The sequence below is a fragment of the Actinomadura syzygii genome, from assembly GCF_008085905.1.
Taxonomy (GTDB): Bacteria; Actinomycetota; Actinomycetes; order Streptosporangiales; family Streptosporangiaceae; genus Spirillospora; species Spirillospora syzygii.
In genome coordinates, this window is the sequence record NZ_VSFF01000008.1 from 510,041 (window position 1) to 521,623 (window position 11,583).

The window sequence follows — 11,583 nt, forward strand, 5'->3', positions numbered from 1 at the left end:
TGGATCACCGTTCCCAGCACGCCCGCGCCCGGGGAGCCGTACGCCGATGAGCACGCGCATCCCGGCGGGCTCCGACACTCCGCCACTGGGCGTCGCGCGCCCGCCGGTCGCGTCGCCGGGCCGGGACGATGCCCCGCGCCGCCGCCGCGGCGGCGGGCGCCGTTGGGCGTGGCTGTTCATGCTCGGCTGGGCGGCGCAGGTCGCCGTCCGGCTGTGGCTCGGGTCGGGGCAGACGGTCCCGGTCGCGACGCCGGACGAGTCCGGCTACCTGTTCGCGGCCCGCGTCCTGACCGGTGGCCCCGACGCGGACATGTCCTACGGGACGGTCTACCGGGGCGGCTACCCGCTCCTGCTGACCCCGGCGTTCTGGATCAGCGACGATCCCGTGTCGGTGTACCGGTTCGCGCTGGTCGTGAACGCGCTGATCAGCGCGGCGATGCTGCCGCTCGCCTTCCAGCTGCTGCGCCTGTTCCAGGTTCGTAAGCGCTGGGCGTACGTCTTCGCGCACGTCACGGTCGCGCTGCCGTGCGTGCTGTTCTACTCCGAGTTCGCGCTGACCGACGCGATCCTGCCGGTGATCCTGGTGGGCTGGCTGCTGCTCGTCCACCGCTGGCTGACCGCTCCTGCCCCGGCGGGGCGGCGGGCGGCGGTTCGGGTGCATCTTGCCGGGGTGGGGGCTTCGCTGCTCGTCGCGTACGCCTACGCCTGCCATTCGCGCGGCGCGGTGCTGCTCGTCGCGCACGGCGCGCTGGTCGTGGTCGCGGTGTCGTGCCGGTGGCGGTCCTGGCGCGCCGGGGCGCTCGCCCTGCTGGCCGCCGCCGCGGGCACGGCCGCCGGGATGCTGCTGAACGCCTCGCTGCTGCCGCACATGTACCCGGCGGGCGACAACAACCTCAGCGGGAACGTCGTCCAACGGCTCATCGAGGCGCGGGGCTGGGCGTGGATGCTGTCGCTCGCCACCGGCCAGGTCTGGTACCAGTCGGTCGCCACGGGCGGCGTCGCGGCGGTCGGGCTGGTCGCGGTGGCCTACGCCGTCGTCCGGCCTGGCGGGACGCTGGCGTGCTCGCCCGGACGGACGCGCGCGCTCGCCCTCACGGTCGTCGGGATCGTCGCGGCCGTCGCGCTCGCCACGTCGGCCGCGCTGCCCGTCGAGTACCGCGTCGGCAACTACGTCTACGGCCGCTACCTCGCCACCATCACACCCGTGCTGTTCGCCGTGGGCGTCGCGGTGCTGCTGCGCGGCGCGTGGCGGGTCCCGGCGGCGGGCGCCGCCGCGGCGGCGCTGACGGTGGGCGCGGCGTGCGTCGTCCAGTGGTACGCGGGCGACCTGCTCACCCAGTACACCTACACGGGCTACGACTTCCCGGAGACGTCCTTCCTCACCTGGGACTGGACGTCCTTCCGCCTGTGGCACGCCACGCTGACGGGCCTCGTGCTGCTCGCCGTCGCGGTCGCGGCGGTCCGGCTCCGGCGGCGCGGTCCGCTGCTGCTCGCGGCGGTGCTGACCGTGGTCGCGGTCGGGATGAGCGTCACCGCGACGGAGCGGATCGCGCGTCCGCTGGTGCGGGACGAGACCGCGCACACCGACATCCGGGAGAGCGTCGACCTGCGGGCGCAGCGGTCGATCGCGGTCGACTGGAACGTCCCGTGGACGATCCGGCTGTCCCACTACTACTGGGCCTGGTGGAGCGACGGCAGCGTGTTCGACGCCCGCTGGACGCCCCCGCCCCAGAACGTCGACCTCGTGGTGCTGGCCTGGCCGAAGGACGCCCCGGCCGAGCGTTCGTGGCCCGCGGGCGCGCCGCCCGGCTGGCACGTCGCCGACAGCCGCCGCACCATCGAGGGCGACTGGGTCGCCTGGACCCGCTCCTAGCCCCGCTTGGACGGGTCGGCCTAGTTCTCGGGCGGCAGCGGCGGCGGGTTCCAGAGCTGCAGGACGCCGTCCGACGAACGCCACATCAGCCGCCACCCCTGCGCGGGGGAGGGCCGCCAACCGCCGCCGATCTGCGACTCCATGCCCCGCCAGCGCGTGTAGAGCATCGGGCCCTCGGTCGCGTCGCGCGGCACCTGCCCGAGGTAGTGCGGGAAGTCGCGGATCTCGCCGCGCCAGACCGGGGTGCCCCACACGTCCCGCGTGTAGAAGGTGAGGGTCTGCGCGAGGCGGCGGTCCGCGCAGATCAGCGTGATGTCGCGGTGCCCGGCGAGGTAGCCGCGGAACTGCCGCCACGCGTCGTCGCGCGGCAGGTCGGGGACGGCCCGGACGGCCGCCGTCACGTACGTCCCGCCGAGCGCGACCGCCACCACCGGGACGACCAGCGTCCGCAGCCGCAGCCGTGACGGCACCATCCGGATCATCAGGGTCAGCGACCCGAAGCCGCCCGCGAGCAGCGCGGGCAGGACCGCGAACCAGTACCGCTGGAGCCACGCCCGCAGCGAGATGTCGTTCGGGTCGAGGACGCCGGAGAACAGCGTCAGCGGCACGGCGAGCGCGAGGAACCACACGAGGACGAGCGCGAGCCGCCGGTCGCGGGTGACGGCCCAGCCGACGACCGTCAGCCCGAGCGCGACGGTGAACACGAGGCCGAGCGGGTTCCAGTCGTGCATGGCGCGCAGGAACGAGCGGGCGGCGAGCTCGCGGGTCACGTAGTCGCGGGACTGGCCGCCGTGCTCGGCGGCGGACATCAGCCCGGCGAGCGGGCTGCCCCACACGAGCTGGTTGTGCACGAAGCTGACCAGCAGGATCGCCAGCATCGGCGCGCCGACCGTGACGTTGCGCCGCCACGGGATGCGCAGCAGCGCCAGGTAGACGGGGATGGGCAGGAACAGGAACGCCAGGAACTCCCGGACGAGGAACGACGCGCCGAGGAACGCTCCGGCGGCGAGCAGCATGCGGGTCTGCGCCCGGCCGGTGCGGCGGCTCGCGACGACGAGGCCCGCCATGCCGATCGCGAACAGCCCGGCGCCGGGCATGTCCGGCAGCATGACGCCGGTCGACCAGGTGATCTCGTGGCCGAACGGGTTCGTCATGGTGAAGAACGGGTGGACGATCAGCAGGCCCGCCGACAGCAGGCCCGCGACGTCGCCGAACAGCGACCGGACGACGAGGTACGTCCCGACGAAGAACGCGCACCCGCCGAGCGCGGCGATGGTGAAGTAGGCGGCCTGGCCGTCCCCTAGGACCTCCTGGACGAGCCGCGCCGGAAGCACCAGCCCGATGCGGGTGACCTGGTGCGGGACCTCGTCGAACGGCCACTGGGTGAGCGGGACGTCGGGCCAGTCGCGGGCGGCGAGCCACACGTAGTAGGAGTCGAAGTACAGCGGCGGCGTCATCAGCGCGAACTGCGCGGTCACGGCCGCGACAGCGACGAGCAGGGACAGCCACACCACGCGCCGCGTCCGCCGGACCCTGCCGAGGACCGCGCCGAGCGGACGGCGTGTCGGCCCCGGCCCGGCGCCGGTCTCCGACGCGCCGACGACCGCCTGGTCGGACGTGGTCTGGGCCATGCCTGGGCTCCCCGCCTCCGCTGCTCTCGCGCGACCACCGGCCGTGGCGTCCGCGCCGCTCTCCGCTCCCGCGACGCCGGACAGGTTACTCCGCGCGAGCGCGCACCGCCCGGCGCGCTACCTCTCCCAGGTCGGACGCGAAGGCGCGGACCCGCGCGGTCTCGTGGTCGCGGCGCCAGACGAGCGCGAGCGTGGAGTCGGGCAGGCCGCTCACCGGCACGTACGTGACGGCGCCCCGGTCGTGGTCCTGGGCGGTGGCCCGGCACAGCAGCATGAGCGCCCGTCCGGCCGCCGCCAGCGCGAGGCCCTCCTGGAGGCTGCCGACCACCGGCCCGGCCCCGATCGGACGGCCCCCGGGCGTGACCGACGGGGAGAAGCTCTCCCGCCAGTAGGCCGGCGCCGGGCCGCCCACCCGGACCAGCGCGCACCCGGCCAGCTCCTCCGCCGACAGCGACTCCCGCGCGGCCAGCGGATGCCGCACCGACAGCGCGACCGTCTGCGGCTCCCGCGAGAAGGTCGCGCCGACGACCAGGTCGTCCTCCAGGACAGGGCCGAGCACGATCGCCGCGTCGAGTCCGCCGTCCCGCAGCGCCCCGAACGGGTCGTGCAGCGGCACCTCGGCCAGCTCGACGTCACAGGCCGGATGCTGCTCCTGGAAGCGGGAGACGGCCTCCGTCACCTGGTCGTTCGCCGTGCACTGGAAGCCCAGCCGCAGCGTGCCCTCGACGCCGCGCGCGGCGAGGCGGGCATCGGCCACCGCCTGGTGCAGGCCGTCGTAGGCCGGACGCAGGCTCTGCCGGAACGCCTCCCCGAGCGGGGTGAGCCGGACGCGGCGGCTCGTCCGCTCCACCAGCCGGGCCCCGACGCGGGTCTCCAGCGACCGGAGCAACTGGCTGACTCTGCCCTGCGAGACGTACAGCCGTTCACCGGTGCGTCCGAAATGCAGTTCCTCGGCCAAGACGAGGAAGCATTCGAGCTCGCGCAGTTCCAGACCGGGCATCCCGCCTCCGTGATCGATGAGCGCCCCTATCGATGAGCGCGACTAATGCAGCCGTGAGCGGACCGTCGTTGTTCCGGAGGCCGGGCCGCCGTTGACTCGGGCCATGAGAAACGCGACCTCCTCGGACGGCGGCGGCCTCGCCGCGTGGGCGGCGGTCGGGGCCGTCGCCGCCGCCACGTTTACCGTCGTCACGTCCGAGATGCTCCCGGTGGGCCTCCTCACGCCGATCGGGCGGACGCTCGGCGTCAGCGAAGGGGTCGCCGGGCTGGCCCTGACGGTCACGGGCCTTGTCGCGGCCGTGGCCGCGCCGCTGATCGTCCCTGTCCTGCGCCGGGCGGACCGGCGGCCGGTCGTGGTGGCGCTGCTGCTGACGCTCGCCCTGGGGAACGCCGTGGCGGCCTGGTCGCCGAACGCCGTCGCGCTGATGGCCGGGCGCGTCCTCGTCGGCGCGGGCATGGGCGGGGTGTGGGCGCTGGCGGCGTCGCTCGCGGCCAGGCTCGTCCCCGAACGGTCCAGGGGGACGGCCATCGCGGTCGCGTTCAGCGGCGTCGCGATCGCGTCGGTGCTGGGCGTGCCCGCCGGGACGCTGCTCGGCGAGGCCGCGGGCTGGCGCGCGGCGTTCGCGGCGGCCGGTGGGTTCGCCGTCGTCCTCGCGGTGCTCATGGCGGTGCTGCTGCCGCCGCTGCCGGTGGAACGATCCACGAACCTGCGGGGCATGGCCGGGCTCGCCGCCGAACCGCGCGTCCGCGCGGGCCTGACCGCCACGGCGCTGCTGGTCGCCGGGCACTTCGCCGCGTACACCTACGTGCGTCCCGTGCTGGAGGACGTCTCCGGCGCGGACGCGGGGCAGATCGGCGTCCTGCTCCTCGGCTACGGCGTCGCGGGCGTCGCCGGGAACTTCGTGAGCGGCGCCCGAGCCGTCCGCTCACCCCGCGCCACCCTGCTGGTTCTCGGGGCGGCGCTGGCCGTGACGGTGCTGCTCGTCCCGCTGTTGGGACGGTCGCTCGGCGGCGGCGCGGCCCTGCTGACGCTGTGGGGCCTCGCCTACGGCGGCGTGTCGGTGACGGTGCAGAACTGGCTGCTCGCGGCGGCCCCGCACGCCCAGGAGGCGGCCTCGGGCCTGCTCGTCGCCGTCTTCAACGCCGCGATCGCGCTGGGCGCCCTGCTCGGCGGACGCGCGGCCGACGGCCTCGGCACCGGCTCGGTCATGGTGCTCGCCGGGCTCCTGGCGGCGGCCGCCGTCGTCCAGGTCGTCCGGGCCCCGGCGCCCGCGCGCCCCGAGGAACAGGGGATCATGAGCGCGGCGAGCGTCCCGGAACCGCCGGCGAACGCCGACCGGCGTTGATCGCGTCGCGGCCTTATCCGGTGCCGGGGGCGGCGCCGCGCGACTACCCTTGATTGCATGTCCTCGTCAAGCCGTCACATCTTGACCGCGCCCGCCTGGCCGTACGCCAACGGGCCCCGTCACATCGGGCACGTCTCCGGATTCGCGCTGCCCGCCGACATGTTCAGCCGCTACCAGCGGATGGCGGGCAACCAGGTCCTGATGGTCAGCGGCACCGACGAGCACGGCACCCCGATCCAGGTGCAGGCCGACAAGGAGGGCGTCACCGCCCGCGAGCTGGCCGACCGGTACAACGGCGTGATCGCCGAAGACCTGCACGGCCTCGGGATGTCCTACGACCTGTTCACCCGGACGACGACGCTGAACCACTACGCGGTCGTCCAGGAGATCTTCAAGGGCCTCTACGACAACGGCTACATCTTCCCGCAGAAGACGATGGGCGCGATCTCCCCGTCCACCGGCCGGACGCTTCCCGACCGCTACATCGAGGGCACCTGCCCGATCTGCGGGTACGACGGGGCGCGCGGCGACCAGTGCGACAACTGCGGCAACCAACTCGACCCCGTCGACCTGATCAACCCGGTGTCGCGGATCAACGGCGAGACGCCGAAGTTCGTCGAGACCGAGCACTTCATGCTCGACCTGCCCGCGTTCACCGAGGTCCTCGGCCGGTACCTGCGCGGCAAGCAGAATGGTGCGCTCGCGTGGCGGCCGAACGTGCTCAAGTTCGCGCTGAACCTGCTGGACGACATGCAGCCCCGCGCGATCAGCCGCGACCTCGACTGGGGCGTGCCGATCCCGCTGGACGGCTGGCGCGACAACCCGGCCAAGAAGCTGTACGTGTGGTTCGACGCGGTGATCGGCTACTTCTCGGCGTCGGTCGAATGGGCCCGCCGGCAGGGCGACCCGGAGGCGTGGCGCGCCTGGTGGCAGGACCCGGAGGCCCTGTCCTACTACTTCATGGGCAAGGACAACATCGTCTTCCACGCCGAGATCTGGCCCGCGATGCTGCTCGGCTACAGCGGGCAGGGCGACAAGGGCGGGACGCCGGGCTCGCTCGGCGCGCTGAACGTCCCGAGCGAGGTCGTGTCGTCGGAGTTCCTGACGATGGAGGGCAGGAAGTTCTCCTCGTCCCGCCAGGTCGTCATCTACGTGCAGGACTTCCTCGCCCGCTACGACGTGGACGCCCTGCGCTACTACATCGCGGTCGCCGGCCCCGAGAACCAGGACACCGACTTCACCTGGTCGGAGTTCGTCCGGCGCAACAACGACGAGCTGGTCGCCGCGTGGGGCAACCTCGTCAACCGGTCGGTGAACATGGCGGCGAAGAACTTCGGCGCGATCCCGGAGGCGGGCGACCTCACCGACGCCGACCGGGCGCTGCTGGAGCGCAGCCGCCGCGCGTTCCCGGCGGTGGGCGCCGAGCTCGAACGGTCCCGGTTCAAGAACTCGATCACCGAGGCGCTGGACGTCGTCCGCGACGCGAACAAGTACCTGTCCGACCAGGCGCCCTGGAAGCTCAAGGACGACCCGGCCCGCGTGAAGTCGATCCTGTACACCGCGCTGCAGGTCGTCGACGACGCGAAGACGCTGCTGACGCCGTTCCTGCCGCGCTCGTCGCAGAAGGTGTACGAGATGCTCGGCGGGGAAGGCGTGTGGAGCGGCATGCCCGAGCTCAAGACGGTCTCCGAGGAGGGCGGCCCGGACTACCGCATCCTCACCGGCGACTACGCGACCGAGGCGCGCTGGGAGTCCATGCCGATCAAGCCGGGCGTGCCGCTGGACAAGCCCGTCCCGCTGTTCAAGAAGCTCGACACGTCCGTGGTGGACGACGAGCTCGCCCGGCTGGAGAACACGTGAGCCGAGACGCCGACGGGCAGGCATCCAGGTCCTACCCGCCGCTTCCAGAGCGCCTGCCCGTCGACGTCTTCGACAGCCACTGCCATCTCGACATCGTCGAGACGCCGGTGGACGAGCAGCTCAAGTCCGCGAAGGCGGCGGGCGTCACGCGGATCGTGACGATCGGCTGCGACCTGCCGTCGTCGCGCTTCGCGGTGGACACGGCCGCCGAGTTCGACGACGTGTACGCGGCGGTCGCGATCCACCCGAACGAGACGACCGCGATCTCCGACGCGGTGCTGAACGACGTCGCGCTGCTGGCCGCGCACCCGAAGGTCCGCGCGATCGGCGAGACGGGCCTCGACTACTACCGCGACTGGGCGCCGAAGGACGACCAGCACCGCGCGTTCCGCGCTCACATCGAGATCGCCAAGCGGACCGGCAAGGCCCTCGTCATCCACGACCGGGACGCCCACGACGACGTCCTCCGCGTCCTGGACGAGGAGGGCGCGCCCGGCACGGTCGTGTTCCACTGCTACTCGGGCGACGCGCGGATGGCGGAGACGTGCGCCGAGCACGGCTACCTGATGAGCTTCGCGGGCAACGTCACGTTCAAGAACGCCGAGCCGCTCCGGGACGCGCTGCGCGTCGCGCCGCTCGACCTCCTCCTGGTCGAGACGGACGCGCCGTTCCTGACGCCGATCCCGCACCGGGGCAAGCCGAACGCCTCGTACCTGATCCCGCACACCGTCCGCGCGATGGCCGAGGTCAAGGGCGTGGACGTGGCGGAGCTGTGCACGGCGATCGCCGCGAACGGGGAGCGCGCCTTCGGCCCCTGGTAGGCCCCTGGTAGGGCCGGTGCCGCCCGGGGAGGGGGCGGCGGATGTGGGCGATGCGGTGGCGGAGGCACGACGGGTGGCCTTAATGTCTGGCTTTTGAGCGGGCGCCCCCGAGCCCGGCCCCCCTGGAGGAACTCCCGTGCCTCGCCATCCCGCGCGCCGAACGTCCGCGCCCTCCGCCATCGTCCTCGTCGCGGCGCTGCTCGCGGCCGGTTGCGGGGGAGGGGGCGGCTCGACCGGGCCGCAGAAGGCCGCCGCCGCGGACGCGCCCCGCACGAGCGCCGCGCCGCGCAAGGTCGTCATCGTCGTGGACGGCAAGCGCACCGAGGCGATGACCACCGGGACGACCGTCCGGCAGGTGCTCGACCAGGCGCGGATCACGCTCGGCCCGCACGACCTCGTCAAGCCGCTCGCCGACCAGCCGCCCGGCGACGTCGTCCACGTGCTGCGGCTGCTGTCGGCGCCGAAGCTCGCGGTGGTGAAGGTGCCGCAGAAGACCGTCCGCAAGAACAGCTCGTCCGTCCCGCCGTGGAGCGAGAAGGTGCTGCGGGAGGGACGCCCCGGCGTGCTGGTCGTGCAGTGGGCGTACGTCCGGCGGAAGGGCAAGAAGGTCAAGAAGGTCATCACGAGGAAGGTGAAGAGCAAGCCCGTCACGCGGGTCCTCGCGGTCGGGCCGAAGTCGGCGGGGTCCGGCTCGGCGGCACGGCTGAACTGGACGGCGCTGGCCCGCTGCGAGTCCCACAACAACCCGAAGGCCGTGAACTCGGCCGGGTACTACGGGCTGTACCAGTTCTCGCTGGCCTCGTGGGCGTCGGTGGGCGGCACGGGCAAGCCGTCGGACGCGCCCGCGGCGGAGCAGACGTACCGGGCCCAGATGCTTTACAACAAGGTCAACGGCCGCTGGCAGGGGCAGTGGCCGAACTGCGGGAGCAACCTGTTCTCCTAGCTGGGACAATCGGGGCGTGGGGGAGACACGAGGGCTGCTCGGCCCCGCCGACGTGCGGGAGCTCGCGGCGCGGCTCGGCATCAGACCGACGAAGACGCTCGGGCAGAACTTCGTCATCGACGCGAACACGGTGCGGCGGATCGTCCGGGCGGCGAGCCTCGATCCGGACGACGTCGTCGTCGAGGTGGGGCCGGGGCTGGGGTCGCTGACGCTGGCGCTGCTGCCGGAGGCGCGCCGCGTCGTCGCCGTGGAGATCGACCCGGCGCTCGCCGCCGAGCTGCCCGGCACGGTCGCCGCGCGGGCCCCCGACCTCGCCGGGCGCCTGGAGGTCGTGCGGGCCGACGCGATGCGGATCGACGGGGTGCCGGGCCCGGAGCCCACGGCGCTCGTCGCGAACCTGCCGTACAACGTGGCGGTGCCGGTCGTCCTGCACCTGCTGGCCGTGCTGCCGTCGCTGCGGACGGCGCTCGTCATGGTCCAGGCGGAGGTCGCCGACCGGATGGTCGCGAGCCCCGGCGGCCGGATCTACGGCGTGCCGTCGGTGAAGCTCGCCTGGTACGGGGAGGCGCGCCGCGCCGGTGCGGTCGGACGCGCCGTGTTCTGGCCCGCGCCGAACGTCGACTCGGGGCTCGTCGCGTTCACCCGCCGCGAGCCGCCGCCGACGAAGGCGTCCCGCGCGGAGGTGTTCGCCGTGGTGGACGCCGCGTTCGCGCAGCGCCGCAAGACGCTGCGGGCGGCGCTCGCGGGCTGGGCGGGGTCCCCGGCGGCGGCGGAGGACGCGCTGCGCGCCGCCGGAGTCGACCCGAGGGCCAGGGGCGAAGCACTGGACGTGGCCGCCTTCGCCAGAATTGCCGAGTATCGTCGTCCAACACGCCGGGGAGATCGGCTCCCACTCCCCTGAGGCGCGCACGGGGTGCGGGCTGCCGCCTGCCCAGGGGAGATCAACTCACACCAGGACGACCGGAGGTCGATGTGAAGGCGCGTTCGCGGACGGCGCGGGCGAGGTTGCCGATCGCGGGGACGGCGCTGCTCGCCACCGCGGCCGTGGTCGCGACGGTGGCGGCGGGCTGCGGGGGCGGCGCGGGCGCCGCGCCCAAGATCACGACGACGGCGCGGGCCGGGGTGGCGCCCGTCCCGCCGAAGGACGGGGCGTACTTCGGGGCCTGGGTGCCGCCGGAGCGCGGCGGGAAGCCGTCCGGCACGCCCTCGGGACCGGCGTCGGGGGCGGGTTCCTCGTCGGGCGCGCCGTCGGGGTCGGCGACGCCCGGCAAGGACGCCGGGAAGCCGGGCATGGGGCCGGTCGCCGGTTTCGAGCGCGAGCTCGGCCGCCAGCTCGACATCGTGCAGAGCTACCGCTCCTGGACGGCCGACTTCCCCGCCGGACTGGACCGGTCCGCCGCCGACGGCAACCGCTACCTGCTGCTGACCTGGGCGGGCGCCGACACCAAGAAGATCGTCCGGGGCGAGTACGACGACCTCGTGCAGCGCCGCGCCCGCGCGATCAAGGCGCTCGGCAAGCCGGTGTTCCTGCGCTGGTCGCGGGACATGGACACGGCGCCAGCGCGCAAGCGCGTCCACTCCGCCGAGGACTTCGTCGCCGCCTGGAAGCACCTGCGGACGATCTTCCAGCAGCAGGGCGTCGACAACGTCGCCTGGGTGTGGTGCCCCACCGCCCGCGGCTTCGGCGGCTCGCACGCGGGCTCCTACTACCCGGGCGACGACCAGGTCGACTGGATCTGCGCGGACGTCCCGCCGCGCGGCGACTCCGAGTACCGCGACCTCTCGGAGGAGCTGAAGCTGTTCCTGCAGTGGTCCCGCGACCGGCACAAGCCCATCATGATCGCCGAGTTCGGGGTGCCCGCGGCCTACCGGGAGCGCCGCGCCGAGTGGCTCGGGGAGGCGTCCAAGACCCTCCAGGACCCGCAGGTCAAGGCCGTCGTCTACTTCAACTCGAACGAGCTGGCGGTGAACGCGAAGGACAAGCGGCGGGCGCTCGCGGTGACCGGCGACAAGCACGCCGTCTCCGCGCTGCGCGGGCTGGCGACCACGCCCTACTTCAACCCGCGCAACCTGCCGGTGACCAGCGGCGGCTGATCGCCTGGGCGTCCGC

At 73.6% G+C, this 11,583-nt stretch carries 9 protein-coding genes; 7 read left to right on the forward strand and 2 right to left on the reverse strand.

The genetic code is table 11. The features are described from left to right. Nucleotides 1–46 precede the first annotated feature (46 nt). Nucleotides 47–1,873, forward strand: a complete 1,827-nt coding sequence (locus tag FXF65_RS22825; protein WP_148352016.1) for a hypothetical protein — start codon at nucleotides 47–49, stop codon at nucleotides 1,871–1,873. A 20-nt stretch (nucleotides 1,874–1,893) separates the two neighbouring features. On the opposite strand, the gene FXF65_RS22830 is transcribed toward FXF65_RS22825, so the two are convergent. Next, nucleotides 1,894–3,504 carry an ArnT family glycosyltransferase gene (locus tag FXF65_RS22830; protein ID WP_148352017.1) on the reverse strand — a complete coding sequence of 537 codons (1,611 nt, stop codon included), beginning with the start codon at nucleotides 3,502–3,504 and terminating at the stop codon, nucleotides 1,894–1,896. An 85-nt stretch (nucleotides 3,505–3,589) separates the two neighbouring features. Next, on the reverse strand, nucleotides 3,590–4,504 hold the full coding sequence (locus tag FXF65_RS22835; protein WP_148352018.1) for a LysR family transcriptional regulator: 915 nt from the start codon (nucleotides 4,502–4,504) through the stop codon (nucleotides 3,590–3,592). A 103-nt stretch (nucleotides 4,505–4,607) separates the two neighbouring features. On the opposite strand from FXF65_RS22835, the gene FXF65_RS22840 reads away from it, so the two are divergent. The 6 genes from FXF65_RS22840 (at nucleotide 4,608) to FXF65_RS22865 (ending at nucleotide 11,567) form a co-directional block, all read left to right on the forward strand. After that, a complete protein-coding gene (locus tag FXF65_RS22840; protein ID WP_148352019.1) occupies nucleotides 4,608–5,849 on the forward strand; it encodes an MFS transporter in 1,242 nt (413 codons plus the stop codon). A 57-nt stretch (nucleotides 5,850–5,906) separates the two neighbouring features. Beyond that, entirely contained in the window at nucleotides 5,907–7,709 is a 1,803-nt protein-coding gene (gene metG, locus FXF65_RS22845; protein ID WP_148352020.1) for a methionine--tRNA ligase, read from the forward strand. Further along, nucleotides 7,706–8,530, forward strand: coding sequence for a TatD family hydrolase (locus tag FXF65_RS22850; protein ID WP_148352021.1), 825 nt, complete (start codon nucleotides 7,706–7,708; stop codon nucleotides 8,528–8,530). The genes metG and FXF65_RS22850 overlap by 4 nt, the downstream gene beginning before the upstream one ends. A gap of 136 nt (nucleotides 8,531–8,666) precedes the next feature. Next, nucleotides 8,667–9,473 carry a resuscitation-promoting factor gene (locus tag FXF65_RS22855; protein WP_148352022.1) on the forward strand — a complete coding sequence of 269 codons (807 nt, stop codon included), beginning with the start codon at nucleotides 8,667–8,669 and terminating at the stop codon, nucleotides 9,471–9,473. Nucleotides 9,474–9,489: 16 nt separating this feature from the next. Then, the gene (gene rsmA, locus FXF65_RS22860; protein ID WP_148352023.1) at nucleotides 9,490–10,374 is read left to right on the forward strand and encodes a 16S rRNA (adenine(1518)-N(6)/adenine(1519)-N(6))-dimethyltransferase RsmA; all 885 of its coding nucleotides are present in this window, start codon (nucleotides 9,490–9,492) and stop codon (nucleotides 10,372–10,374) included. Between the two features lie 71 nt (nucleotides 10,375–10,445). Next, nucleotides 10,446–11,567 carry a glycoside hydrolase family 26 protein gene (locus tag FXF65_RS22865; RefSeq protein ID WP_246199010.1) on the forward strand — a complete coding sequence of 374 codons (1,122 nt, stop codon included), beginning with the start codon at nucleotides 10,446–10,448 and terminating at the stop codon, nucleotides 11,565–11,567. Nucleotides 11,568–11,583: the final 16 nt, after the last annotated feature.

Coding starts and splice junctions, on each gene's coding strand:
- FXF65_RS22825 (WP_148352016.1), top strand. CDS start 47: ATGAGCACGCGCATCCCGGCGGGCTCCGACACTCCGCCACTGGGCGTC.
- FXF65_RS22830 (WP_148352017.1), bottom strand. CDS start 3,504: ATGGCCCAGACCACGTCCGACCAGGCGGTCGTCGGCGCGTCGGAGACC.
- FXF65_RS22835 (WP_148352018.1), bottom strand. CDS start 4,504: ATGCCCGGTCTGGAACTGCGCGAGCTCGAATGCTTCCTCGTCTTGGCC.
- FXF65_RS22840 (WP_148352019.1), top strand. CDS start 4,608: ATGAGAAACGCGACCTCCTCGGACGGCGGCGGCCTCGCCGCGTGGGCG.
- metG (WP_148352020.1), top strand. CDS start 5,907: ATGTCCTCGTCAAGCCGTCACATCTTGACCGCGCCCGCCTGGCCGTAC.